Origin of the sequence: Pigmentiphaga kullae (genome assembly GCF_004216695.1) — a bacterium.
In the GTDB taxonomy this organism is placed as follows: Bacteria; Pseudomonadota; Gammaproteobacteria; order Burkholderiales; family Burkholderiaceae_B; genus Pigmentiphaga; species Pigmentiphaga kullae.
The window spans coordinates 1,079,807-1,104,093 of record NZ_SGXC01000002.1; the positions used below are offsets into that span (position 1 = coordinate 1,079,807).

The following is a 24,287-nucleotide window of genomic DNA, read 5'->3' on the forward strand; positions in this document are numbered from 1 at the left end:
GCGATTCAAGATAATTGCGCCCAGGCGCGCCGCGCCATCACCCGCACCAGATTGGCGCGATAGGCGGCGCTGCCCGCGCGGTCCTCGTTCAGTTCATCGGCATCCAGGGGAACCGTGGCCAGCGCCCCGGCGTCGCCGTTGGCCAGCGCCGCCTCCGCCTCGTGCCAGCGGAATACGCAGGGCCCGGCCCCGGTCACCGCCACCCGCACGCCTTGCGCGGTATCGGCGACGAACACGCCCGTTACCGCGTAGCCCGTGGCCTTGTGGCGATACTTGGCGTAAGCGCTGCGGCGGGGAACGGGAAATTCGAAGCCCACGATGATCTCGCCCGGGACCAGCGCGGTCTCGAACATGCCGGTAAAGAAATCGTCGGCGGCGATGCGCCGCTGGCTGCTTATCACGGTCGCCCCCAGCCCCAGCACGGCGGCCGGATAGTCGGCGGAGGGATCGTTGTTGGCCACGGACCCGCCCATGGTGCCGCGGTTGCGCACCTGCGGATCGGCGATCAGGCCTGCCAGGGCCGCCAGGCCCGGAATGGTCTGGCCCACCAGGGTCGATTCGGCCACCTGCACATGGCGCGTGGCGGCACCGATTTTCAGCATGTCGCCGTCGCGCGAGATGCCTTGCAACTCCGGCAGGCGCGTCAGATCAACCAGGTGCGAAGGCGCCGCCAGCCGCTGCTTGAGGGTGGGCACCAGGGTCATGCCGCCCGACAGGGGGCGGGCTTCGGGCTCGCGGGCCAGGCAGTCCAGCGCTTCCTGCAAGGTGGCCGGACGCACATAGCTCAGGGGGTACACATTGTCTCCGTCATTATCGTGGGCGGCCGCGACATGCCGCGCCGCCTGATCCCCGCTAACTGTAGAAGAAACACCGCAAAGGCTGAAACACGGGTTTGCGATGGCCTCACAAACATTTTCGATAAGTCTCGAAAATGGCGTTCAATCCTGGTAGCGCTTGAGCATGGTACGCGCGATCACCAGTTGCAGGACCTGGCTGGTACCTTCGTAGATGCGCAGCGCCCGGGCATCGCGGTACAGGCGTTCGACGTTGTATTCGGCCACATAGCCGGAGCCGCCGTGAATTTGCAGGGCGCGGTCGGCGATGCGCGACAGCGCCTCCGAGCAGAAATACTTGGCCGCGGCCGCCTGGTTGCGCACGTCTTCTCCGCGCGCCAGGGCCTGGCCCGCCTGCATCACCAGTGCGTGTCCGGCCAGGTATTCGGTTTCGGAATCGGCCAGCATGGCCTGCACCAGCTGGAATTCGGCAATGGGCTGCCCGAACTGCTTGCGCTGCAGGGCGTAGCGCGCCGCCTCGTCGATCAGCCGGCGCGCCATGCCCAGCCCCGAGGCTGCCACGCTGATGCGGCCGTGATCCAGCACCTGCATGGCGGTCCTGAAGCCCTGCCCCAACGCGGACTCGCCGCCTATCACATTGGATACCGGCACCCGCACGTTCTCGAAGATCACGTCGCCGATGGGCGAGCCGCGCTGGCCCAGCTTCTTCTCGGACTTGCCTATGTGCAGCCCAGGGGTATCGCGATCGACCAGGATGGCGCTGATGCCGGCCGCGCCCGGCCGGGACGGGTCGGTGCGCGCCATGACGGTAAAGACATGGGCGCGCGTGGCGTTGGTGATGAAACGCTTGGTGCCGTTGATGACCAGCATGTCGCCGTCCCGCTCGGCACGCGTCCTCAGGCTGGCCGCGTCCGAGCCGGCGTCGGGTTCAGTCAGGCAGAATGCCGCGCGCAGCTCGCCGCTGGCCAGGCCCGGCAGATACCTGTGCTTCTGCTCCTCGGTGCCGGCCAGCACCAGGCCCTTGCTGCCTATGCCCACGTTGGGCCAGAACACCAGCCGGAATGCCGGCGAGGTATAGCTGAAGGCCATCTGCACCTGCAATTCCTGCATCAGGTCCAGTTCGCAGCCGCCGTAGGCTTCGGGAATCCCCAGGCCGAACAGGCCCATTTGCTTCATTTCCTCGATGACCTCGGGCGGCACTTCCTCCTTTTCCTCCACCTGCCGCTCCAGCGGCATCAGGCGTTGGCGGATGAAGCGCTCGACGGTGTCCATCAACTGAGGAAACGTCTCGCTATCGAATGACGACATAGGATTGCTCTCCGTGCAAGCACCGCGCCCTCAGGGCGCCGGCTCCGCGTCCATGACGAACAGCGCGTCCAGGGCCACGATGCCCTGGCCGGCCGGCAAGGCGATCAGCGGATTGATATCGATCTCCGCGATCCCGGGATTCGCCAGCATCAGCGCGGACAGGCGCCGCACCACGGCCGCCACCGCCGCCACGTCCACCGGCGGCGCGCCGCGCAGGCCGGACAACAGCTTGGCCCCCTTCAGGCGCTGCAGTTCGCGCAGGATCTGCGCCTCGGTCAGGTCGGGCGGCAAGAGGCGCACGTCGTGCAGGGCCTCGATCCATATCCCGCCCAACCCCACCAGCGTCACCACGCCCCAATTGGGATCGCGGCGCCCACCCACCACCAGTTCCAGGCCGGGGCTGGACATGGCCTCGACCAGCATGCCGTCCAGCGCGATATCCGGGCAATGCCGGGCCACCGAGGATTGGATGCGCTGCCACGCATCGCCCAGCGCCTGGGCATCGCGCAGGTTGACCGCCACCCCGCCCACGTCGCTCTTGTGCATGAGCGTGTCGGCCTGGGCCTTGAGCACCACCGGATAGCCGATCTCGCGCGCCAGCGCTTCGGCCTCGGCCGGCGTGCGGGCCAGCCCGCCCTTGGGGGTGGAGATGCCCAGCTCGCGCAGCCATTGCTTGCCCTTGAACTCGGCCAGCGGCCCCGGCTGAAGATCGTCGCGGCGCAGGCCGGCTTGCGCCCCGCTGCGTTCGGCCGCCTCGGCGTGCAGGCGTCCGTAGCGATGCACATGGGCCATGGCGCGCATGGCGCGGTCGGGCGACCGCAGGAACGGCATGCCGCTGGCATGGACCCGCTCCAGGAATTCGCTACCCAGCGGGCCGCTGTCGCCCATGATGACGAAGCACACGGGTTTGCGCGACGCCTGCATCACCGGCAGCAGTGAATCCGCCTTGGCCACTTGCTGCGCGGGCGAGCCGCCCATCAGCGGCATGATCAGGCTGCCCACGCCGGGATCGTCCAGGATGGCCTGCGCCGACAGCCCGAAAATCTCCGGCTTCTGCATGCCGATCGCGGTCAGGTCCAGCGGATTGTCGGGCGCCATGAAGTCGGGCAGGATCTGCGACAGGGCCTGCATCGTGGCGGGCTGGAAATCGGCCAGTTGCAGGCCGATGTCTTCGCAGAAATCCAGCGCCAGTCCGCGCAGGGCGCCCGAGTTCGAGGCCACGGCCGCCCCGCCCTCGGTCACCGGCTGCGGGTAACGCGCGAGAATGGCCGTTACATCGAACATTTCGTCCATGCTGTCGACCACCACCACGCCTTCGCGCTCGACCAGCGTGCGCATGACCTGGTGATCGCCCGCCAACGCGCCCGTGTGCGACTTGGCCGCCTCGCGGGCGCGCTGGCTGCGGCCCGGATGCATCAGCACGACGGGCTTGCCCAGTTCGCGCGCGCGGCGCGCCACGCGCAGGAATTCGGCCGGCTTGCGCAGCATTTCGACGAACACCGCGAAGGCATCGACGTCGGGCGCCTCGACCAGCGCGGACAGGAAATCCTCCGCGCCCAGCACCGCCTCGTTGCCGGTCGAGATCGAGAACGAGACCCCCAGCCCGCGCCCCAGGAACGCCTGGCGCAGGTTGCCGTTCATCGCGCCGCTCTGGGCCACGATGCCTATGCGCGGACCGGAGCGGACCGGCGCCGGCTGCACCGGCTCGAAGGTCAGCGGCACGGCATCGGCGAAGTTGATGAAGCCCAGGCAGTTGGGCCCCAGCACGGCCACGCCATGGCGCCGCGCGATGGCGGCCATGGCTTCCTGGGCGGACCGGCCTTCGTCGCCCATCTCGGCAAAGCCCGAGGCGAACACCACCGCCGCGCCCACGCCCCGGCGCCCGCAGGCCGCGACCGAATCGGCCACCGCCACCTGCGGCACCACCAGCACGGCCACGTCCACGCCTTCCGGCAGTTCATCGATGGACTTGAAACAGCGGATGCCGTTGACCTCGTCCCGGCTGCGGCTGACCAGGTGCAGCTGCCCGGCATAGCCGAAGCGCTGCAGATTGGCCAGCAGCAGGCCGCTGACCGAACCCGGCTCGGGCGAAGCGCCGACCACGGCGATCGACTTGGGCCGCAGCAGGCGGTCCAGAGCGAATGAAGACATGCGATACCCCTTCGTGCCGTCTTAGCGCTGATACGCGCCCAGACCGGGCTTGAACGACTTTTCGTCCAGGAATTGCTTCATGGCATTGTCGCGGCCGCGCTCCGGATCGTGGAAGGTGGACTGGTCGACCTTGGCCATCAGGTAATCGGTGGCCTGCTCCCAGCTCATTTCGGCCGCCATGCGATGGGCGATCTTGGCCGTGCGCAGCACGGTGGGATTCTTTTCCATCAGGACCTTGGCCAGTTGGCGGGTCCGCTCGCGCAGGCGCTCGCGCGGCACGGCCTCGTTGACCAGGCCTATGTCGGCGGCGCGGCGGCCGTCGAAGGTTTCGCCCGTCATCACGTAGTACATGGCTTCGCGTTCGCGCACCAGCGAGGCCACCGCGCGGCTGACCACGCCGGCGGGGATGATGCCCCAGTTGATTTCGGAGAGTCCGAACTGGGCTTCCTCGGCGGCGATCGCCAGGTCGCAGGACACCAGCGGCGTGAAGGCGCCGCCGAAGCACCAGCCGTTGACCATGGCGATGGTGGGCTTGGCGTAGAAGCGCAGCTGGCGCCATTGCCACTGGGCGTTGGCGCGGTACAGCTTGATGCGTTCCTTGGGATTGTTGTCCGTGCCGCGGAAGTATTCGCGCAGGTCCATGCCGGCCGAGAACGCGTCGCCCGCGCCGGTCAGCACCAGGACCTTGCAGCGGTCGTCCGCTTCCAGTTCCTCCAGCACCCGGACCATGTTGTAGACGATGCCCGGGTTGATGGCGTTGCGTTTCGTGGGCCGGTTCAAGGTGACCCATGCGATGCCGTCTTCGAAATCGACGAGTACGGGCGATTGGTCATTGGACTGGACGGCGGTCTGGTTGGCGCTCATGGCTTGTCTCCTCGTGGATGCCGGATGAATTGCGTACTAGGTATTATATAAGATTACTTTATATAAGGAAACATTCTTTTATTTCATGAGGGCTCGGGGTTTTCCTTGATCGTCGATATTGTTTTTCTTCATATAATTTTATCGACAAAAATTCACATTGAGATTTTTATCGATTTTTTTGCATGACTGCCTGAGCCATCACGACAAGACGCGCGCCCCGACCTCGTCGGGAACACCGCCATGGAGGAGGAACACATCATGAAGAACCCGGTTTTTCTGGTTGGACTTTCCACAGCCTGCCTCGCAGCCCTGACCCTTGCCGCACCCGCCGCCCGCGGCGACACGTTTCCCGACCGTCCCATCAAGCTGATCCTGCCCTTTTCTCCGGGCGGCAACCCCGACACGGTGTCGCGCATCCTGGCCCAGGAAATGGGCAAGCGGCTCAAGCAGGCGGTCATCGTGGAGAACCGCGCGGGCGCCAACTCCATCATCGCCTCGGATCTCGTGGCCAAGGCGCCGGCCGACGGCTATACCCTGCTGTACACGACCGGCTCGCACGTCATCAACCCCCTGCTGTACAAATCCCTGCCCTACGACACCGCCAAGGATTTCGTCCCCGTCGTGCTGGTGGGATCGACACGCGGCCAGGTACTCGTGGTCACGCCATCCCTGCCGGTCAAGACCGTGCAGGATCTGGTCAAGCTCGCCAAGCCGGCCAACTCCAACATCCCCTACGGCTCGGCCGGCATCGGCAACACCATGCACCTGGTCGCGGAGTACTTCAACTACAAGGCAGGCACCCACCTGGTACACGTTCCCTACAAGGGCGCCGCCCCCGCCATGAATGCGGTCATGTCCGGCGAAGTGAAGCTGGCCTTCCTCAACCCGGTCTCGGCGATCGAACAGGTCAAGAGCGGAACGCTGCGCGCGATCGCGGTAACCGGCTCGACGCGCTTCCCGCAATTGCCCGACGTGCCGACGGTGGAAGAAGCCGGCGTCGCCGGCTACGAAGTCCAGGGCGGCTGGCAGGGCGCGCTGGCCCCGGCGGGCACGCCGCCCGAGATCGTGGCCCGGCTGAACCGCGCCTTCAACGACGCGCTGGCCTCGCCCGCGCTCAAGGAACGTCTCGGCGCCATGGGGCTGGACGTGGCGGGCGGCTCGCCCCAGGACATGGCGAACTACCTCGCCAAGGAAACCGCGACCTACACCGACATCATGCAGGCCGCCAGGATCGAAAAACAATAGCCGGACAACACGGAGACCCTATCGTGACCGAACCGAACACCCCAGCCCGGAATCCAGCCGCCCCCCATACACTCGTCTTCGAAAAAGACGTCGAGATCCCGATGGACGACGGCGCCGTCCTGAAAGCGAACGTTTTCCGCCCCGCCGAACCGGGACGCTACCCCGTCGTCATGGCCCAAGGGGTCTACGGCAAGGACGTCCACTTCGCCGACGGCTTCAAGCCGCAATGGGAAAAACTGCAGCGCCTGCATCCCGGCCTGTGCCAGGACGGCTCGACTGGCCGCTACCTGCGCTGGGAAACCGTGGACCCCGAGCGATGGGTACCCGACGGCTACGTGGTCATCCACGTCGACGCGCGCGGCAGCGGGAAGTCGCCGGGCTACCTCGACCCCATGTCGCCGCGCGAAATCCAGGACTACCGCGACGCCATCGAGTGGGCCGGCACGCAATCGTGGAGCAACGGCAAGGTGGGCTTGATCGGCATTTCGTACTATGCCGCCACCCAATGGCGTGTCGCCGCGCTGCGCCCCCAGTACCTGGCCGCCATCGTGCCCTGGGAAGGCCGATCCGACCACTACCGCGACTACGGCTATCACGGCGGCATACGCAGCAACGGCTTCCTCAGCTCATGGTGGCCCAAGCAGGTGCTGTCCAACCAGCATGGCAACGGCGATACGCCCTACCGCGACCGCGACGACGGCCAGCCCACGACCGGCCCCGCGCTGAGCGCAACCCTGCTGGCCGCCAACCGCAGCGACTATCCCGCGGAAATGGCGCGGCACGGCTTGTGCGACGCCTGGCACAAAGAACGCACGCCCGACCTTTCCCGCATCGCCGTTCCCGTGCTGTCGGCCGGCAATTGGGGCGGCCCCGGCAACCATCTGCGCGGCAACATCGAAGGCTACCTGCGCGCCGGCTCCGCGCAAAAATGGCTGTCCATGCACATCGGCACCCACTACGAAAGCTTCTACCTGCCCCGCTACATCGCGCTGCAAAAACAATTCTTCGATCACTTCCTGAAGGGCCTGCCCAACGGCTGGGACCGGACCCCGCCCGTGCTGCTGTCCATCCGCACCGTAGACGGCGAAACCCGCCGCGCCGAACACGAGTTTCCGCTCGCGCGCACCCGCTGGACCAGGTTCTATCTGCATCCCGGCAACGCGACCCTGGATACCGCCGCGCCCACCCAAGCCGCCAGCGCCGGCTTTCAGGCCCAGCAGGAACACCTGGACTTCACCACCCCGCCCTTCGAAACCACGACCGAAATCACCGGCTTCATCCCGCTGCGCATCTGGGTCTCCTCCTCCACCCGGGATGCCGACCTCTTTGCCGTCCTGCGGCTTTTCGATCCCGACGGCAGGGAAATCGTGTTCGACGGCGCCCACGAACCCACGCCGCTGACCCGGGGATGGCTGCGCGCATCGCACCGCAAGGTCGACGAACGGATGTCCATGCCTTACCGGATCTTCCATGCGCACGACGAAATCCAGAAGATCGAACCCGGTACCGCGTATCCCCTCGACCTCGAAATCTGGCCCACCTCTATCGTCATCCCGCGCGGCTACCGCCTGCGCCTGACGATACAGGGCAAGGATTTCGAGTTCGAAGGCATCAAGGGGCGGCTCACCCATACCGACCCCGCGGATCGCGGCGGCCAGGATTTCCAGGGCCGCACCACCGTGTACGGCGGGCCGGAAAGGGCATCCTATCTGACGCTGCCCATCATCCCGGCCGCTGGCTGAGAAGCTATCGGGCCGCTTCGGGCGCGAACACGCGCAACCGATGCCCGTCCGGATCCCGCGCGACGAAGGAGCGGCCGAACTCCAGGGTCGCGGGCGGCATGAGCAGCGGAATGCCGCGCGCCGTCCAGTCCGCGCAGCGGGCGTCGACGGCATCGTAGCTTTCCATGCGCAAGACGATCTCGCCGCCGCCCGGCGCAGCGGCGGGCGGCGGTTCCACCGTGTGCCGGGACCACAGGCCCAGCATCAGGCCGGTATCCAGCATGAACAGCACGAAGGTGGGCGAGGACTCGATCGGGCTGACGCCCAGCAGGTCCGCGTAGAAGCGGCCGCTGGCCTCGGGCTGGTCGACGTAGAGAATGACGAAGTTCGGATGGTTCATGAAGTCGCTCCTGGTTGGTAGGCGTGTCCAGGATAGCGGCCCATGCTGCCAATTTCTGTCAGTATCAAACTTCTTGCGGGGGTATGCCCTCTTTCTCGCGCCACGCCTTCAGCAGGGCTTGGCGCCGGCGCGGGTAGCGCAGGCCGGTGGCGCTCATGGCCTGGATGCGGTCGGTGCGGAAATGGCGGAAATCCTGCCGCAGTTCGCACCAGCCGAGCACCACGCGCGACTGCTCGAAGAACCCCAGGCCGAACGGCCAGATGAGCCGCTGCGAAGCGGCGCCGGCACCATCGCGATAGACGATGTCGAGCTTGTGCTCGGCGCGGATCGCGCGGCGGATCTCGGACAGGTCCACCTGTTCCTGCGGGGCCGCCGGCCCCACCAGCAGCGCGGAGGTGTCCAGGCCGTGGCGCAGGTCGTCGGGCAGCACGGCGGCGATCTTGGCCAGGGCGTTGCGGGCCGCCCAGGCCAGCGGCTCGTCGGTGCGGCGGGCGACCCATCGCGAGCCCAGCACCAGGGCCTCGATCTCTTCTTCCGAAAACATCATGGGAGGCAGCAGGAAACCCGGCCTGAGCACGTAGCCCAGGCCTGGCTCGCCCTCGATCTGCGCGCCCTGGGCCTGCAGACTGGCGATGTCGCGGTAGAGCGTGCGCAGGCTGATGCCGAGTTCCCCGGCCAGCAGGCGTCCGCTGACCGGCCGCTTGCGGCGCCGCAAGGCCTGGAGCAAGGCGAACAGGCGCTCGGACCTGGACACGGCGGCCGGCTCGCGGCCCCTATCCGGCCAGTGCCCGCAGCGAGGCGGGCACGGGAAAATCGGCGGCCATGTCGCGGAAGGCCCGGTCCGCCCAGGCGGTTCCGACCTCGGTCCCATGGGTGGCCTTCCAGGCCGGATGGCGGTCCTTGTCGATCAGCAGGGCGCGGATACCTTCCTGGAAATCGCCACGGGTGCAGCACCACAGGGCGACCTGATACTCCAGTTGGAAGACCTGGGCCAGCGACATGTGGCGCGTGCGCCGCTGCAGCTCCCAGGCCAGCCGCGCGGTGCTGGGCGCGCCCTTGGCCAGGGCGTCGCGCGCCCCTTCCAGCCAGGGATCGGCGCCATCGTATTGGAGGATGGCGCCGATGACGTCGTCCAGCGCCGGCGCCCGGCACAGCGTCGCCACCGTATCCAGGTTGCGCCGCAGCGGGCCTTGCGCCGGGTCCGGGGCGACGTGGCAGGCGTCGAGTACGTCGTGCAGCAGGAGGTCGTCGGCACGGCGCTCGCCAGTCCAGGCCTGGCGAGCCAGCGCATCGATCACCTGCTGCTTGCGGGCATGCGGGATGTGGTAGTCGGCCCAGCCGGCGAACAACGCGTCGGCAGCCTGCAGTGCGGCGCCGGTCAGCCCCAGGAACAGGCCCGACTTGCCCGGCATGCGGTTCAGGGCCCAGGACATGCCCACGTCGGGAAACAGGCCGATGACGATCTCGGGCATGGCCAGGCGCGAGCTTTCCGTGACGACGCGGTGGCTCGCGCCTATCAGCAGGCCCATGCCCCCGCCCATGACGATGCCGTTGCCCCAGCACAGGAACGGCTTGGGATAGGCATGGATGGCGTGGTTCAGGCCGTATTCGCGCTCGAAGAAGCGGGCGATGCGGCGCGGCGCGCCGTCGCCCCGGTGGTCGCGCATCTCGTGGTACACGCTTCGCAGGTCGCCGCCGGCGCACAACGCGCGCCCTTCGCCTTCCAGCACCACCACCGCGATGGCCGGATCGGCGGCCCAGGCATCGAGCTGCATCGCCAGGCGTTCGGCCATCTCCAGGGACAAGGCGTTCAGCGTGGCCTGCGCATCGAGCGTGGCCACGCCCACGCGATACCCGCCCTGGGCGGAGATTTCGCGAAACCCGACCGGCGCACTGGTACGCCCCCCCTGCTTTCTGGACTCACTCACACGATTTCTCCGCGGCGCCAATGTCGTGACGATAACTCATGTGCCGACGAAATCCGCCCGGCCGGCCACGGCACCGGCCAGGAACCATGACCCGGGCCATCGTTACCTATCGGCATCCATCCTTTTTCCAGGAAAATCATGGATTCGATCAACGGTCGTCTCTCGTCTCTGTTCTCCCTGGCCAGAAACACCGTCCAGGGCACGGATCAAAGGGATGGCTCGCCGCCATCCGACGCTGGCTCCCGTCCCCACTCTCCCCGCGATCCCTCCGAGCCGCCGCCCATCCACCAGACTGGACGCCGCAGGCCGGCGGCGCTGGCTCAGCCCTCGTCCGAATCGCCGTCTCCATTCACGCGGCTGCCGCTGGAGATGCAGCAGGCGGCGTTGCCCTATCTCGACCCCGAATCCACGATCAAGCTGGCGCAGTCTTCGAGACAAATGAAGGACATGGTGTACCGCCACCCGCACGCGCTGCGTATCGCCCGCCTCCTGTCCGCTCCGCCGTCGAAATGGTCTGAACCCGCTTATTCCACCGAGCTGCGGGATTGCGCGGAGCATCTATCGGCAGAACAGTTCCGGACCCTTGCCTTGCGGGGCTTGCCACCCCGAGACCATCCCCGCGGATGGCTGCTTGGCCCGCTGCTCAGCGGCAGGACCAGGCGCGATGCCGAGTGGGTCGCGCAGACGATGGATTCAACTTCGCGGCCTTCGACCACGAGGCATGCCAGGCCTGACGACCCCGTCCAGAACATCATGAGACTTGGCCGCATGCACGCCATGCTGATATCGGGTGCGGAGGATCCGTTTCCCCCGGGTCGTGCCGCCGACGAACAGAGGAACCGCCGGCACCGTGGCCATACGCTGCTCACGATACTCGACGGCATCGGCAAGCCGAAAAACCAGGACGTCTACGAACCGTTCCTGGAGCGCTGCGCGCGGCCCTCGCTGTATGCGATCGACCCTATCGATCTCGAAGCGCTCTTGAGCCGGATCCGGGCGATGCTGCCGGCCTAGTGCGCCGCCCCGGCAAACAAGGAGCGCGGCCGCCGGCGCAGCAGCAATGCCGCCACGCCCGCCACCGCCAGCACCGCGAACAGCAGCACGCTCCAGATCTCGTAGCGTACGCCCAGCAGGTCCACCGCCGCGTCGGCGCAGGTCGCGTAGATGCCGAATACCGAAGGCAGCGACCCGTCCAGTCCGGAACCGGTCATGAAGCGGTCGGCGAAGGTCTGGTCGCAACTCATCAATTGGGAGGCGACATTGTGCTGGTAGATGGCCGTAGCCACGCCGGCCAGCGCCAGCGCCGCCACGATGCCGGCGCAGGTCTTCTGCGCCGCCGCGATCCGCCGCAGCACCAGGCCCAGCACTGCGAATACCGCAATCGCGAGATAGATCAGGCGCTGCAGCACGCACCAGGCGCAGGGCTGCATGTCGAAGACATGCTGCGACACCAGCGCGACCGCCACGGCGCCCAGGCTGGCAATGGCGGTGAAGGCGAGCAGGCGGTCAACGAGTACGGTTTTCATGGGTCAAGGCCACGAGGGCTGTCAGGTGGATGGGGGCAACGGGACCTGGCGCAGCACGCCGAGCAGCAGTTCGGACGCGCCGTCCCAGACGATCTGGACGCCAAGGCAGAGCAGAATGAATGCTGACAACCGCAGGAACACGACAGTTCCCGTGTCTCCCAGCAGGCGCAGCAACTGCTGCGCGTAGCGGAAGCACAGCAGCACCGACCCCGCCACCAGGGACAGGCCCAGCACCGCGCCGGCGATGCGGGTGCCGCTGACGAACAGCGAGGCGTGATCGTGCAGGCTGGCGCCCACGGTGATGGCCGCGGCAATGGAACCCGGCCCGCAGGCGATGGGGAACGTCAGGGGATAGAAGGCGCGGCGGTTGGCCATTTCGACCGTGAAGCCCTCGGCCAGCCGGGCCGAGCGCTCGGCCCCGCCATCGCTGGAATTGAGCAGGCGCCAGGCGCTGGCCACCACCAGCAGCCCCCCGCCCACGCGGACGATGGCCAGCGAGATGCCGAAGAAATCGAGCACGACCGACCCGATCAGCATCGCCGCGAACAGCAGCAGGAACACGTTGCGGGCGATCCTGGCCGCGAGCACTTCCCGCACGCCCGGGGAAGCGCCCTCGGTCAGGGACAGGAATATCGGTGCCGTCGCCGTGGGATTCAGGATGGGGAGCAGCGTCGCCAGGGAAAACAGAAAACTCTTGCCCAGCGCGAGTCCGTAGTCTTCGATCAACATGACCGAAGTGTAAGAGAAATGCAGTCAGGCCGCAGCGGTCCGCCTCGTTTCCGCGTCCAGGCGGCCCGCGGCCTGCTCGAGCAGTTCGGCGTAGATCTCGCCCACCATGATCAGCGCCGGCCCCGAGCCCAGTTCCCGCGCGGCCTGCGGCAGGCGCTCCAGGGTGGTGGGCAGCACCCGCTGGGCCGGCAGGCTGGCATTCTCGACCAGCACCGCCGGGCGTCCCGGCGCCATGCCCGCGGCCATCAGGCCCTGGGCGATCGCCTCCGCCTGGCGGCTGGCCATGTACAGCACCACGGTATCGGCGCCCCGGGCGGCATCCGCCCACGCATGGGGGCGCTCGCCATTGCCCACGGCGGGCGTCAGGAACACGACGCTGCGGCTCAGGCCGCGGCGCGTCAGGGACAGGCCCAGCGCCGAACTGGCGCCGAAGGCCGCGCTGATGCCGGGCACCACCTCGACCTCGATGCCGGCCCGGGCCAGCGCGGCGATTTCCTCCTGCGCGCGCCCGAACAGCATGGGGTCGCCTCCTTTCAGGCGCACCACGCAGGCATGCCGGCGGGCGGCATCGACCAGTTGGCGGTTGATGAACTGCTGCACCGTGGACAACTGCCCGCAGCGCTTGCCCACGGCCACGAGGTGGGCCTGGGGCGCCAGCGCAAGCACTTCGCCGTCCACCAGCGCATCGTGGAAGACCACGTCGGCCCGGCCCAGCAGCCGGGCCGCGCGCACGGTCAGCAGATCCGCCGCGCCGGGGCCCGCACCCACCAGATAGACTTTGCCCATGGGTCAGCCCTGCCGCGCGGCGGGCACCGGGTAGCTTTGCTGATAGGCCGCCGTGAAGGTGCCGAAGGCCCGCAGCGCCTGTTCGGGGTCGTGGCCGTGCTTGACCGCGAAGCTGTCGAAGCCCGACCGGGCCTGGTAATGGATGGTGTCGATCATCACGTCGCCCACCGCCCGCAGTTCTCCCTGCCAGCCGAGCCGCGTGCGCAGCAGGTAGGCGATGGAATAGCCCCGGCCATCGGTGTAGATGGGAAAATCGACCGCGATCAGCGCCAGTCCGGTGGGGTCTATCCTGCCCTCCTCGGCCAGCTCGGCGGGATCGTCGGCGGGCCCCAGCAGCACACCCACGGGCCGGCGGCGGCCGCGCAGTTCGGCGCGCGCCGACTGCCAGACCGCCAGCGGCACGAGCCAATCCTCGTCGTCGGCCGGCAGCGGCCGGGCCTCGGTGGGCTCGAAGCGCTTCCAGGTGTCGACTTCCAGATCCCGATGGCGGATCAGCGTGGCGGCTTGCTGCTGCTCAGACATGGGCAGCCTCCGCCAGGGCGGCCTTGGCCTGCTTGCGCTCGGCGTAGACCCGGGTCTTGAAGGGATCGATGCCCACGCGCTCGACCACGTCGATGAAGCGCTCGGCATCGCTGTCGCGCAGGTCGATGTAGGTCTCGACCAGGGTCGCAACCACGTCGGCCACTTCCCCACGCGCGAACGAGGGTCCGATGATGCGGCCGATCGCCGCGCCGCCCCCGCGGGTGGACTCGATGTCGGGCAAGGGCTTGGCGGCCCCGCTCTGGCGTCCGCCCAGCGTGATCTGGTACCACTCCTCGCCCGCCTTGTCCACGCCCAGGATCCCGATGTGGCCCACGTGATGGTGGCCACAGGAGTTGATGCAGCCCGAGATGTTCAGGTCCAGCTCGCCGATCTCGTACAGGTAGTCGAGGTCGTCGAAGCGGCGCTGGATGGCCTCGGCCACCGGAATCGACACCGCGTTGGCCAGCGCGCAGAAGTCGCCGCCGGGGCAGGCGATGATGTTGGTCAGCAGACCGATGTTGGGCGTCGCCAACCCCAGCTTGTCGAGCTCCTTCCACAGCGCATGGAGCTGGCCGCGGGCCACGTCGGCGAACACCAGGTTCTGTTCGTGCGAGACGCGCATCTCGCCGAAGCTGTAGCGGTCGGCCAGATCGGCCACCGCATCCATCTGGTCGGCGGTGATGTCGCCGGGCGGCACGCCCGTGGGCTTGAGCGACAGCGTCACGGCGGCGTAGCCTTGGACCTTGTGCGGATGGGTATTGCGGCGCAGCCATTGCGCGAAGCGCGGATCGTTGCCCGCGTGCTGGGCCGAAGTATCCGGCCCGGGATCGGCCGCGTAGGGCGTCGCGGTGAAACGGCCGGACACCGCCTGGAGCCGCTCGGCGGTCAGGGTCTCGGGACCGTCCTTCAGGTGCTCCCATTCGCGCGCGACCTCTTCGGCGAACACGTGCGGCGTCAGGTCCTTGACCAGGATCTTGATGCGGGCCTTGTACTTGTTGTCGCGCCGGCCGTGCAGGTTGTAGACCCGCAGGATGGCCTGCAGGTAGGTCAGCAGATGCTGCCAGGGCACGTAGGGGTTGATCAGCTGGCCCACCAGCGGCGTGCGGCCCAGTCCGCCGCCCGCCCAGACGCGAAAGCCGATTTCGCCGTCCTGCTCGACGGCCTGCAGGCCGATGTCGTGCACGCCCACCGCGGCACGGTCCGTGACCGCGCCGCTGACCGCGATCTTGAATTTGCGGGGCAGGAACGCGAACTCGGGGTGGAAGGTGGACCACTGGCGGATCAGTTCGCACCAGACCAGGGGATTGACGATCTCGTCGGGCGCGACGCCGGCGAACTGGTCGGTGGTCGTGTTGCGGATGTCGTTGCCGCTGGTCTGGATGGAATGCATCTGCACCTTGGCCAGTTCGGCCAGGATGTCGGGCACGTCCTCCAGCTTCGGCCAGTTGAACTGTATGTTCTGCCGGGTGCTGAAATGCCCGTAGCCGCGATCCCACTTGCGCGCGATGTAGGCCAGCGTGCGCAACTGGCGCGAGGCCAGCATGCCGTAGGGCACGGCGATCCGCAGCATGGGCGCGTGGCGCTGGATGTACAGGCCGTTCTGCAGGCGCAGCGTGCGGAAGTCGTCCTCGCTGAGCTGCCCGTTCAGGAAACGCCGCGTCTGGTCTCGGAACTGCGCAACGCGTTGATCGACCAGCAACTGGTCGACGGGTTGATACTGGTACATGCGGCAAGCCTCTAGATGTGGCCGGATGGCGATGGGTGGAGCGCGCCGGCGCCTCGGGCCGGAGCGGGCATGCGTATCCCGCGCGGGCGCGCACCCAGGCTTGCAGCTTACAAAGACCGGCTTATGAATAAAACGACCGGTTCGTAATGTGCATATACACAAAAGGATCTAAAAAAAAGCGGAGGCAAAAACCTCCGCTTATATCGGCGCCGCCAGTCAGCCGCTACGCCTCATTCGCGGCGGAGCCCATGTTGACGCGCAGGCCGCCCGCACCGCTGTCCTCGCTGCGGCTCTTGCGCATGCGCTCGAGATGATCCAGGTACTCCGGCGTCACGTCGCCCGTCACGTAGTGCCCGTCGAAACACGAGGATTCGAACTGGGTCAGCGCGGGGTTCATGTCGGTGATCGACTGGCGCATGGCGGCCAGGTCCTGGTAGATCAGCGCATCGGCGCCGATCACGCGGGCGATCTCCTCGTCGGAGCGGCCATGGGCGATCAACTCGCTGCGCGTGGGCATGTCGATGCCGTACACGTTCGGGAAACGCACCGGGGGCGCCGCCGACGCGAAGAACACCTTGTTGGCGCCCGCGGCCCGGGCCATCTCGACGATCTCGCCGCTGGTGGTGCCGCGCACGATGGAATCGTCCACGATCAGCACGTTCTTGCCCTTGAACTCTTCGCTCATGGCGTTGAGCTTCTGGCGCACGGACTTCTTGCGCACCGCCTGGCCGGGCATGATGAAGGTGCGGCCGACGTAGCGGTTCTTGATGAAGCCCTCGCGGTAGTCCAGGTTCAGCCGCGCGGCCAGCTGCATCGCCGCCGGCCGGGCCGAATCGGGTATGGGCATGACCACGTCGACCTCGCCCAGGCGCAGGTTGCGCGCGACCTTGTCCGCCAGGTATTCGCCCATGCGCAGGCGCGCGCTGTACACCGACACGCCGTCCATCAGCGAATCGGGACGCGCGAAATAGACGTATTCGAAGATGCAGGGGGTCAGCTGCGGATTGTCGGCGCACTGGCGCGCGCCGTAGCGGCCGTTCAGGTCGATGAACACGGCCTCGCCCGGCGCGACGTCGCGTTCGAACTTGAAGCCCATGCCCTCGAGCGTGACCGACTCGGACGCCACCATCCATTCGACGCCGCTTTCGGTCTCGACCTTGCCCAGGCACAGGGGCCGGATGCCGTAGGGGTCGCGGAAGGCCAGCATGCCGTAGCCGGCGATCTCGGCCACCACCGCGTAGGCGCCGCGCACGCGCTTGTGCACCGCCGACACCGCCCTGAAGATGGCGTCCTCGTCCAGCGACACGCCGTTCGATGCGCGCTGCAATTCGTGCGCCAGCACATTGAGCAACACTTCCGAATCGGAGTTGGTGTTCATGTGGCGGCGGTCGACGCGGAACAGTTCCTCGCGCAGCGACTCGGTGTTGGTCAGGTTGCCGTTGTGGGCGAAGGTGATGCCGAACGGCGCGTTGACATAGAACGGCTGGGCTTCTTCCGCGCTGGAGCTGGAACCGGCGGTGGGGTAGCGGACCTGGCCGATGCCCGAGTTTCCGGGCAGCGAACGCATGTTGCGCGTACGGAAGACGTCGCGGACCAGGCCATGCGCCTTGAACATATTGAAGGTGTTGCCCTGCGACGTGGCGATGCCCGCCGCATCCTGACCGCGATGCTGCAACAGCAGCAGACTGTCGTAGAGCAACTGATTAACCGGCGCGTGCGAGACGACACCGACGATTCCACACATGAGAGCCTCTTTTCAGCAGCACAAACTTCTTAATAGCGGATCCAGTCCGCGAACTGTTCCGGCACATACGGCTTGACCGCCCGCACGCCCTCTTCCGCGTAGGGAGACAGGACGGCTCCGGTCCACCACGGCTCCTTGGGCAGGGGCGTGAATCCCGCCGCCACCACCAGGACCATCACGATGACCACGCCGCGCACCAGGCCGAACACCGCGCCCAGGCCGCGATCGGCCAGCGACAGGCCCGTGGCCTTGAGCAACAGCCCCAACGCCACGTTGACCAGTCCCACCGCCAGCAACACGGCGATGAACACGCCCGCGTAGGCCACGATCGCGCGCAGCCCCGGAGTCTCGATATAGGCCGCCAGCCATTCGTAGGCCAGCGGGCCGTAGCGGACCGCCACCACGAACGCGGCGACATAGGCGATCAACGACAGGACTTCCTTCACCAGGCCGCGAAACAGACCGATCACCACCGAGGCGCCCAGGATCAGCAGGACGCCGTAGTCGAAATTGGTCACAGCGGCACGATGGAACTACTGAAACCGGCCGAACTGACGCGCGCCCGGGCGGCATCGGCCGCCTCGCGCGAGGCGAAGGGACCGACCCGGACGCGGAACACATCGCCCTTGCCGGTCTTCACCCGCTCGGTGAAACTCTTGATGCCCGCGGCGCTGAGCCGGTCGCGCATGTCGTTGGCGCGCTCTTCGGTGGAAAACGCCGCGATCTGCACCGCGAAACTGCCCTTGCTGTCGGGCTTGGGCGCCGCCGGAGCGGGCGCATTGCCTTCCAGCAAGGCACGGGCCCGGGCCGCCTCGGCGCGCGCGGCATCCGCGCGGGACGTGTCGCTGGGCGCCGGCTTCGGGGGCGCGGGCTTGGGCGCTTCGGGCTGGGCCTGAGGCTTCGCGGGCTCGGGCCTGGGCGCCTCGGGTTTCGGAGGTTCGGGCCGGGTGGCCGGCGCTGCCGGAGGCGCCGCGGGTTCGGGCCTGGCCGCCGGCGCGGCGGGCGTCTCCGCGGGCGGGGCGGCGGGCGCTTCGGCCACCGGGGGCTTGGCCACCGGTTCGGGGGTGGCCAGGTTGCGATCGGGAATCTGGATGGGAATGTCGTCCGGGAGCATGGGCGGCTCGGAATCGAGCACCATGGGCAGCACGACGACCGCTGCCAGGACCAGGGCGATGGCGCCTACCAGACGGCGCCTGGCGCGGCGGCGCGCTTCCTGGGCGGGATCCTGCGATTCGGCCCCGGCTGCATAGCCGGCGCGACTGGATTTGGCCGTGGTCGTGGCCGCCTTCTTCTTGCGCTCGAGCAATCCCATTGATACGTCCGGCTAAACAGGCGGCAGGGTCTTGCGCCGCCCCCTGCGGGGGCTCCGGCTCAGTCCGCGCGGGCGGGCCTGGCCGCACGCATCGACGCCAACACGCCTGCCACGGTAAGGAAAGATCCGAAGACCAGGATTCTATCACCCTCGCCCATGCTTTCCCGCGCCGCCGCATAGGCCGCGGCGGGGTCGGCGCAGGCGTGGATCGAGGAATCCTTGTCTTCCTTGACGCCCCGCGCGCGCAGGCGCGCGGCCAGTTCCTCGCCGCTCAACCCGCGCGGTCCGGGCAGGCCGGCGCAGTACCAGTGGTCGACGCGGTCGCCCAGCTTGGCGATGACGCCATCGACGTCCTTGTCGTTCAGCATCCCGAACACCGCGTAGGTGTAGGGATAAAAGCCCATGTTGTCGAGGTTGTCGGCCAGCACGGCGGCGGCGTGGGGGTTGTGCGCCACGTCCAGGATCACCGCGGGCTGCCCCGGCAGGATCTGGAAGCGGCCCGGCAATTGCACCTGCAACAGCCCCAGGCGCACCGCCTGCTGCGGCACGGGCAGCCGGTCGCGCAGGGCTTCGAGCGCGGCCAGCGCGGCCGAGGCGTTCAACAGCTGGTTGGCGCCGCGCAGCGCCGGATAGGCCATCGCGTTGCGGCGCTGGCTGCGGCCGCCATAGTTCCACTGCTGCTTGTCGCCGGCGTAGTTGTAGTCGCGCCCGAAGCGCCAGAGATCGGCGCCTATGCTTTCGGCATAATCCACCAGCGACTGCGGCGGCATGGGATCGGCGCAGATGGCGGGCTTGCCCGGACGGTAGATGTGGGCCTTCTCCCAGCCTATCTTCTCGCGGTCGTCGCCCAGCCATTCGACGTGATCCAGGTCCACGCTGGTCACGATGGCGCAGTCGGCGTCGACGATGTTGACCGCGTCCAGGCGTCCGCCCAGCCCCACTTCCAGGATGACCACGTCCAGCGCCGATTGCGCGAACAGCCGCAGGATGGCCAGCGTGGTCAGCTCGAAATAGGTCAGCGAGGTATCGCCGCGGGCCGCGTCCACGGCGGCGAACTGTCCGGTCAGGGCGGCATCGCTGGCGGACTCGCCGTTCACGCGCGCCCGCTCGTTGAAATCCAGCAGATGCGGCGAGGTGTAGAGGCCGACCTTGTATCCGGCGCTCAGCAGCATGGCCTCGAGCATCGCGCAGGTCGAGCCCTTGCCGTTGGTGCCTCCCACCACGATCTTGACCGCGTCCAGGTCCAGCTCCAGGCGCGCGGCCACCTCGCGCACGCGGCCCAGGCCCATGTCTATCGGGCGGCTGTGGATGGATTCGAGATAGGCCAGCCACTGCGCCAGGGGGCTGTGGGCATCGGGACGGGAAGCGGAGGAAGACGGCATGGATACGACCGGCAAGGCAGGAAAATAACGAGGAGATTCAGGGGAAAACGTCAGCGGCGGTTCGGCCAGGCGGTCAGGATATCGTAGCCGTCGTCGGTCACGGCCACCATGTGCTCCCACTGCGCGGACCACGAACCGTCCACGGTCACCACGGTCCAGTCGTCGTCCAGCACTTCGACCTCCTGGCGCCCGGCGTTGAGCATGGGCTCGATGGTGAACACCATGCCCTTCTTCAGGCGCAGGCCGCTGTTGGGCCGGCCATAATGCAGTACCTGCGGCGCCTCATGGTACTTGCGGCCGATGCCGTGGCCGCAGAAATCGCGCACCACCGAAAAGCCGGCATCCTCGGCGCAGGTCTGGATGGCCGCGCCCACGTCGCCCAGGGTCGCGCCCGGGCGCACCGCGGCGATGCCGCGCAGCATGCTTTCCAGCGTGACGTCGACCAGGCGCTCGGCCGCCTGCGACGGCTTGCCGGCGTAGAACATCCGGCTCGTGTCGCCGTGCCAGCCGTCGTGGATCACGGTGACGTCGATGTTGATGATGTCGCCGTCGCGCAGCACGTCCTCGGGCTTGGGAATGCCATGGCAGACCACGCCGTTGATGGACGTGCACAGCGTCTTGGGAAAACCGTGGTAGCCGACGTTGGCCGGAATGGCCTTCTGGACCTGGGTGATGTATTCGTAGCAGCGGCGGTCGAGTTCCTCGGTCGAGACGCCGGGCCGGACATACTCGCCTATCATCTCCAGGACCTCGGCCGCCATGCCGCCCGCCACGCGCATCGCTTCGATTTCCTGCGGGGACTTGAGGGTGATTGCCATGCGGTGAACTCCGTGTTTGCCCGATTTTAGCGCCGGCCTTCGCCGGTCTCTTCCACGCCCCCGCCGCGCGGGGTCCGCGGCGCGCGCACCGGCGAGGCCTTGGCCGACCAGCGGTCCAGCGTGCGCATGACCGCGCGCGGCCGGACCAGCGGGTCGTGGACGCCGCCATAGCGGGCCTGCATGTCCACCCGCGCCGCCGAGGCGGCGCCGCGCGCCTGCGCGGCGTGCGCGGCCGCCCAGCGGCGGTCCACGCCCAGGGCCAGCGCATGCGGCAGGTAGCGTTCGTAGCGGGCCAGCGCGCTTTCGGCATCGGCCGGAGCGACCGCGGGCGGACGGACCAGGAAGCGGCGAAAACCGTCTATCCGCGCCCGCAGCGCCCGCCCCTGCGCGGTGTAGCCCCGCAGGCCGAGAAAGCCCGCGCACACCAGCACCAGCGAGGCCAGCGGCGCCAGCCCGGTCAGCAGCAGCCTGGCCGACTCCACATGCGTGGCCAGCACCGCCAGCCCGCCCGCCAGGCACAGCAGCCCCAGCACGCTCAACACGGTGCGGCTGGCCAGGCTGGTCGCCCCCGCCCGCCACTGCGCATAGACCGCGAACCAGGCCGGCACCGCGGGCAGCGGCAGCAGGATGCCCCACGCGGCCCACGACAGCGGACTGCCCTCGCGCACGATGGCGAGCCCGACCAGCGCCACCGTCATGGCGATCCAGAGATAAGCCCCCTTGCGCGCGCGATCGCCGTAGGCCACGAACAGCGAGCGCGCATAGGCTTCGTCCAGCCACTCGCGCTGGCCGCCCTGCGCTTCGTCGTAACAGCGCCGGTACAGCCCGTCCAGGCGCAGCAGCGTGCGGCCGCCCGCGAAAAAACGGCCCAGCATGGCGTTGAGCAGCGGATCGTGGCGCGCGTCGCCGCCGGTCTGGTTGGGCAAGCGTTCGAGATAGCGTCCGTCGGCGCGCTCCAGCACCTGCACCGAGCGGCGGGCCAGCAATTCCATCATGCCGGACAGGAAGGCCCAGCGGTCGTAGCCCTTGCGGTACACATAGCGCAGCGCGGGCGCGGACAATCCTTCCGGCGGGTCGGCCTGCGGCGTCCGGTCGTGCCTGCCCCGCCGCCAGGCTTGGGCCGCGGCGGCCAGGTAATACAGCAGCAACAGCGCGACGCCCACGCTGGCCACCCAGAACTCGGCATGGTCCTGCACGCCGTACCACCAGGCCTTGAGCGGCCCGGGCCGCCGCACCTCGCCCGCCGGCCATCCCAGCTCGACCGTCATGTTCTCGCCCGGCTCCAGCACGCGGGTCGACACGAACACCACCCGTCCGGCTTCCTTTTCCTGGACCCGCCCCGGCGCGCCCTCGCCCGCCACCGCGGCCTGCCGGACCGGCTCGTCCGACGGCAGCACGATGCGTACGCGCACCCGGTCGATGGGCAGGGTCCAGTCCCGGCCCGTGACGTCCCACGAGAGCCGGTCCTCGCCACCGGCCGCCTGCAACTGCCGCGTGACGCGATACACCAGCGTGTACTGGTATTCGCCGGGACGAAACACCACGTCCGGCCGGCCGGTGGAAACCCGCACGCCGTCGCGCAGGCGCGACGAGACGAAGGGCTCGGCCCGGCCGTCGCGCCGCACCGAGACGATGTCCAGCCCCGCCACCGAGCGGCTGCCGTCGGCGCGCCGGTACAGACGCGCGAAATCGCGCTGCAGGCCATGCTTGATCTGCTTGCCTTCCGAACGCACGCGCAGGTTCTCGGTCACCAGGAGGTCGCCGCTGCGCTCGACCTTGATGTCGCTGAAGAATTCGAGGATGCGTTCGTCCGCGCGCGCCGGCCCGGCCAGGAGCAACAGCCAGCACAGGGCCAGCAGACAGAATCTCATGTCCGGCCTCGTCACCGGGCGGATCGGGGTAGCGGCCCGGCCGCGGCCATTACGGAAGAAATGACGACATGGGCCGCCTCGGCCCGGGAATGCGATCCGCTCTCAGACATGACACCAGCCTTGTTTTGGCAGGACTGTACCACCGCCCGCGCGCACGGGCGCCGCCGCCCGTCTCAAGTTGTTTCCTCGTCACAGCGCCGCCGGCTGTGCGCCCCTGCCCTGATCGCATCCAGGTGTTTTTCCCATTGACATCCCGCTGCCGTCTCTCTAGAATTTTTTGAACTTATCGTTCATTTTTGTACAACCCCCAGCACGGCACAGGAGAAGTTCCATGGCATCGCCCCTCATCGGCATCAGCGGCGCAGGCATAGGCGGGCTGGCAGCGGCGATCGCCCTGCGCAAGGTCGGCCTGGAATCGGTGGTTTTCGAACAGGCCCCCAAGTTCGCGCGCGTCGGCGCCGACATCAACCTCACCCCCAACGCCGTGCTGGCGCTGGACGGACTGGGCGTGGGCGACGAACTGCGCAAGACCGCGGCCCGCCCCACGCATCGCATCAGCCGCACCTGGGACACGGGCGAGGAAACCTCGCGCCTGGAAATGTCGCAGGCGGCCGAAACGCGCTACGGCGCGCCCCAGCTGACCATGCACCGGGCCGACCTGCTGGCCGCGCTGGAACAGGCCGTGCCCGCCGCGACCATCCACCTGGGCAAGCGCACCGTGGGCATAGACGAAGGCGCCGACGGCATCACCGTGCGTTTCGAGGACGGCACCTCCCAGCGCGTGGACGTGCTGGTCGGCGCGGACGGCATCCACTCCACGGTCCGCAAGCACCTGCTGGGCGACGAATATCCCGACTTCACCGGCGTGGTGGCCTACCGCGCCGTGGTGCCGGCCTCGCGCCTGGACGGCGTGCCCAACCTGGGCGCGTTCACCAAGTGGTGGGGTCCCAATCCGGAAACACAGATCGTCACCTTCCCGCTGAACCTGGGCCGCGATATCTTCATCTTCGCCACCACGCCGCAGGACAGCTGGCGCCACGAATCGTGGACCATGCCGGGCAGCGTCGAGGAACTGCGCGCGTCCTACGCCGACTTCCATCCCGAGGCGCGCGCCCTGCTGGCGGCCTGCGACGAGGTGCTGAAGTCCGCGCTGTACGTGCGCGACCCGCTGCCCTCGTGGTCGCGCGGCAACGTCACCCTGCTGGGCGATGCCTGCCACCCGATGATGCCCTTCATGGCCCAGGGCGCCGGCATGGCGATCGAGGATGCCGTGGTGCTGGCCCGCTACCTGGCGGACACGCCGGATGCGCCCGCCCAGGCCCTCAAGCGCTACGAAGCCGCCCGCCACGACCGCACCGCCCGCGTCCAGATCGGCTCGCGCGGCAACAACTGGCTCAAGGAAGGCGGAAATGCCGACTGGGTGTACGAATACAATGCCTGGACCGTGCCCCTGGCCTGAT

Annotated in this window: 22 protein-coding genes; 4 read left to right on the forward strand and 18 right to left on the reverse strand. The window is 68.1% G+C overall.

Annotation, left to right across the window (positions count from 1 at the left end; translation table 11 throughout):
- Positions 1–5 precede the first annotated feature (5 nt).
- The 4 genes from EV675_RS19425 to EV675_RS19440 form a co-directional block, all read right to left on the reverse strand.
- Positions 6–797, reverse strand: coding sequence for an FAD binding domain-containing protein (locus EV675_RS19425; RefSeq protein WP_130358909.1), 792 nt, complete (start codon positions 795–797; stop codon positions 6–8).
- 141 nt (positions 798–938) lie between these two features.
- Complete coding sequence (locus tag EV675_RS19430) at positions 939–2,102, reverse strand: acyl-CoA dehydrogenase family protein (RefSeq protein ID WP_130358911.1); 1,164 nt, start codon at positions 2,100–2,102, stop codon at positions 939–941.
- A gap of 30 nt (positions 2,103–2,132) precedes the next feature.
- On the reverse strand, positions 2,133–4,253 hold the full coding sequence (locus EV675_RS19435; protein ID WP_130358913.1) for an acetate--CoA ligase family protein: 2,121 nt from the start codon (positions 4,251–4,253) through the stop codon (positions 2,133–2,135).
- Between the two features lie 21 nt (positions 4,254–4,274).
- A complete protein-coding gene (locus EV675_RS19440; protein WP_130358915.1) occupies positions 4,275–5,117 on the reverse strand; it encodes a p-hydroxycinnamoyl CoA hydratase/lyase in 843 nt (280 codons plus the stop codon).
- A gap of 258 nt (positions 5,118–5,375) precedes the next feature.
- Here EV675_RS19440 and EV675_RS19445 point away from each other — a divergent pair, with 258 nt between their 5' ends.
- Together EV675_RS19445 and EV675_RS19450 are read left to right on the forward strand one after the other, a co-directional pair.
- Complete coding sequence (locus EV675_RS19445; RefSeq protein WP_165404661.1) at positions 5,376–6,362, forward strand: tripartite tricarboxylate transporter substrate binding protein; 987 nt, start codon at positions 5,376–5,378, stop codon at positions 6,360–6,362.
- Between the two features lie 23 nt (positions 6,363–6,385).
- Positions 6,386–8,104, forward strand: a complete 1,719-nt coding sequence (locus EV675_RS19450; RefSeq protein WP_242621501.1) for a CocE/NonD family hydrolase — start codon at positions 6,386–6,388, stop codon at positions 8,102–8,104.
- Between the two features lie 4 nt (positions 8,105–8,108).
- Here EV675_RS19450 and EV675_RS19455 read toward each other — a convergent pair whose 3' ends face one another.
- The 3 genes from EV675_RS19455 to EV675_RS19465 all read right to left on the reverse strand — a co-directional run bounded on the left by EV675_RS19455 (position 8,109) and on the right by EV675_RS19465 (position 10,411).
- Positions 8,109–8,483 (reverse strand): VOC family protein, encoded by a 375-nt coding sequence (locus tag EV675_RS19455; protein ID WP_130358919.1) that lies wholly within the window; start codon positions 8,481–8,483, stop codon positions 8,109–8,111.
- Positions 8,484–8,547: 64 nt separating this feature from the next.
- A complete protein-coding gene (locus EV675_RS19460; RefSeq protein WP_130358921.1) occupies positions 8,548–9,237 on the reverse strand; it encodes a helix-turn-helix transcriptional regulator in 690 nt (229 codons plus the stop codon).
- A gap of 19 nt (positions 9,238–9,256) precedes the next feature.
- A complete protein-coding gene (locus EV675_RS19465; protein WP_165404662.1) occupies positions 9,257–10,411 on the reverse strand; it encodes an enoyl-CoA hydratase/isomerase family protein in 1,155 nt (384 codons plus the stop codon).
- A gap of 138 nt (positions 10,412–10,549) precedes the next feature.
- Between EV675_RS19465 and EV675_RS19470 the strand changes: the two genes are divergently transcribed.
- Positions 10,550–11,425 (forward strand): hypothetical protein, encoded by an 876-nt coding sequence (locus tag EV675_RS19470; protein ID WP_130358925.1) that lies wholly within the window; start codon positions 10,550–10,552, stop codon positions 11,423–11,425.
- Here EV675_RS19470 and EV675_RS19475 read toward each other — a convergent pair.
- From EV675_RS19475 to EV675_RS19525, 11 genes are all read right to left on the reverse strand, one after another.
- Positions 11,422–11,937 (reverse strand): disulfide bond formation protein B, encoded by a 516-nt coding sequence (locus tag EV675_RS19475; RefSeq protein WP_130358927.1) that lies wholly within the window; start codon positions 11,935–11,937, stop codon positions 11,422–11,424. The genes EV675_RS19470 and EV675_RS19475 overlap by 4 nt on opposite strands.
- Before the next feature lie 21 nt (positions 11,938–11,958).
- Positions 11,959–12,666, reverse strand: coding sequence for a MarC family protein (locus EV675_RS19480; RefSeq protein ID WP_130358929.1), 708 nt, complete (start codon positions 12,664–12,666; stop codon positions 11,959–11,961).
- A gap of 24 nt (positions 12,667–12,690) precedes the next feature.
- Complete coding sequence (gene cobA, locus EV675_RS19485) at positions 12,691–13,452, reverse strand: uroporphyrinogen-III C-methyltransferase (RefSeq protein ID WP_130358931.1); 762 nt, start codon at positions 13,450–13,452, stop codon at positions 12,691–12,693.
- Between the two features lie 3 nt (positions 13,453–13,455).
- Positions 13,456–13,974: a DUF934 domain-containing protein gene (locus EV675_RS19490; protein ID WP_130358933.1), complete on the reverse strand. Its 519-nt coding sequence runs from the start codon at positions 13,972–13,974 to the stop codon at positions 13,456–13,458.
- Entirely contained in the window at positions 13,967–15,700 is a 1,734-nt protein-coding gene (locus EV675_RS19495) for a nitrite/sulfite reductase (protein ID WP_130358935.1), read from the reverse strand. The genes EV675_RS19490 and EV675_RS19495 overlap by 8 nt, the downstream gene beginning before the upstream one ends.
- Positions 15,701–15,923: 223 nt before the next feature.
- Positions 15,924–17,444: an amidophosphoribosyltransferase gene (gene purF / locus EV675_RS19500; protein ID WP_130358937.1), complete on the reverse strand. Its 1,521-nt coding sequence runs from the start codon at positions 17,442–17,444 to the stop codon at positions 15,924–15,926.
- 29 nt (positions 17,445–17,473) lie between these two features.
- Positions 17,474–17,962: a CvpA family protein gene (locus tag EV675_RS19505; protein ID WP_130358939.1), complete on the reverse strand. Its 489-nt coding sequence runs from the start codon at positions 17,960–17,962 to the stop codon at positions 17,474–17,476.
- Complete coding sequence (locus tag EV675_RS19510; protein WP_130358941.1) at positions 17,959–18,756, reverse strand: SPOR domain-containing protein; 798 nt, start codon at positions 18,754–18,756, stop codon at positions 17,959–17,961. The genes EV675_RS19505 and EV675_RS19510 overlap by 4 nt, the downstream gene beginning before the upstream one ends.
- A gap of 59 nt (positions 18,757–18,815) precedes the next feature.
- On the reverse strand, positions 18,816–20,138 hold the full coding sequence (gene folC, locus EV675_RS19515; protein WP_130358943.1) for a bifunctional tetrahydrofolate synthase/dihydrofolate synthase: 1,323 nt from the start codon (positions 20,136–20,138) through the stop codon (positions 18,816–18,818).
- A gap of 50 nt (positions 20,139–20,188) precedes the next feature.
- Positions 20,189–20,956: a type I methionyl aminopeptidase gene (map, locus tag EV675_RS19520; protein ID WP_130358945.1), complete on the reverse strand. Its 768-nt coding sequence runs from the start codon at positions 20,954–20,956 to the stop codon at positions 20,189–20,191.
- Positions 20,957–20,982: 26 nt separating this feature from the next.
- Positions 20,983–22,827 (reverse strand): DUF2207 domain-containing protein, encoded by a 1,845-nt coding sequence (locus tag EV675_RS19525; RefSeq protein WP_130358947.1) that lies wholly within the window; start codon positions 22,825–22,827, stop codon positions 20,983–20,985.
- Between the two features lie 331 nt (positions 22,828–23,158).
- Here EV675_RS19525 and EV675_RS19530 point away from each other — a divergent pair, with 331 nt between their 5' ends.
- On the forward strand, positions 23,159–24,286 hold the full coding sequence (locus tag EV675_RS19530; RefSeq protein ID WP_130358949.1) for an FAD-dependent monooxygenase: 1,128 nt from the start codon (positions 23,159–23,161) through the stop codon (positions 24,284–24,286).
- Position 24,287 lies beyond the last annotated feature (1 nt).

What these genes read in the sequence shown, in the direction of transcription:
- map (WP_130358945.1), bottom strand. Translation starts at nt 20,956, where the DNA reads ATGGCAATCACCCTCAAGTCCCCGCAGGAAATCGAAGCGATGCGCGTG.
- EV675_RS19495 (WP_130358935.1), bottom strand. Translation starts at nt 15,700, where the DNA reads ATGTACCAGTATCAACCCGTCGACCAGTTGCTGGTCGATCAACGCGTT.
- EV675_RS19510 (WP_130358941.1), bottom strand. Translation starts at nt 18,756, where the DNA reads ATGGGATTGCTCGAGCGCAAGAAGAAGGCGGCCACGACCACGGCCAAA.
- EV675_RS19490 (WP_130358933.1), bottom strand. Translation starts at nt 13,974, where the DNA reads ATGTCTGAGCAGCAGCAAGCCGCCACGCTGATCCGCCATCGGGATCTG.
- EV675_RS19445 (WP_165404661.1), top strand. Translation starts at nt 5,376, where the DNA reads ATGAAGAACCCGGTTTTTCTGGTTGGACTTTCCACAGCCTGCCTCGCA.
- EV675_RS19475 (WP_130358927.1), bottom strand. Translation starts at nt 11,937, where the DNA reads ATGAAAACCGTACTCGTTGACCGCCTGCTCGCCTTCACCGCCATTGCC.
- cobA (WP_130358931.1), bottom strand. Translation starts at nt 13,452, where the DNA reads ATGGGCAAAGTCTATCTGGTGGGTGCGGGCCCCGGCGCGGCGGATCTG.
- EV675_RS19430 (WP_130358911.1), bottom strand. Translation starts at nt 2,102, where the DNA reads ATGTCGTCATTCGATAGCGAGACGTTTCCTCAGTTGATGGACACCGTC.
- EV675_RS19525 (WP_130358947.1), bottom strand. Translation starts at nt 22,827, where the DNA reads ATGAGATTCTGTCTGCTGGCCCTGTGCTGGCTGTTGCTCCTGGCCGGG.
- EV675_RS19470 (WP_130358925.1), top strand. Translation starts at nt 10,550, where the DNA reads ATGGATTCGATCAACGGTCGTCTCTCGTCTCTGTTCTCCCTGGCCAGA.
- EV675_RS19530 (WP_130358949.1), top strand. Translation starts at nt 23,159, where the DNA reads ATGGCATCGCCCCTCATCGGCATCAGCGGCGCAGGCATAGGCGGGCTG.
- EV675_RS19440 (WP_130358915.1), bottom strand. Translation starts at nt 5,117, where the DNA reads ATGAGCGCCAACCAGACCGCCGTCCAGTCCAATGACCAATCGCCCGTA.
- purF (WP_130358937.1), bottom strand. Translation starts at nt 17,444, where the DNA reads ATGTGTGGAATCGTCGGTGTCGTCTCGCACGCGCCGGTTAATCAGTTG.
- EV675_RS19455 (WP_130358919.1), bottom strand. Translation starts at nt 8,483, where the DNA reads ATGAACCATCCGAACTTCGTCATTCTCTACGTCGACCAGCCCGAGGCC.
- EV675_RS19480 (WP_130358929.1), bottom strand. Translation starts at nt 12,666, where the DNA reads ATGTTGATCGAAGACTACGGACTCGCGCTGGGCAAGAGTTTTCTGTTT.
- EV675_RS19435 (WP_130358913.1), bottom strand. Translation starts at nt 4,253, where the DNA reads ATGTCTTCATTCGCTCTGGACCGCCTGCTGCGGCCCAAGTCGATCGCC.
- folC (WP_130358943.1), bottom strand. Translation starts at nt 20,138, where the DNA reads ATGCCGTCTTCCTCCGCTTCCCGTCCCGATGCCCACAGCCCCCTGGCG.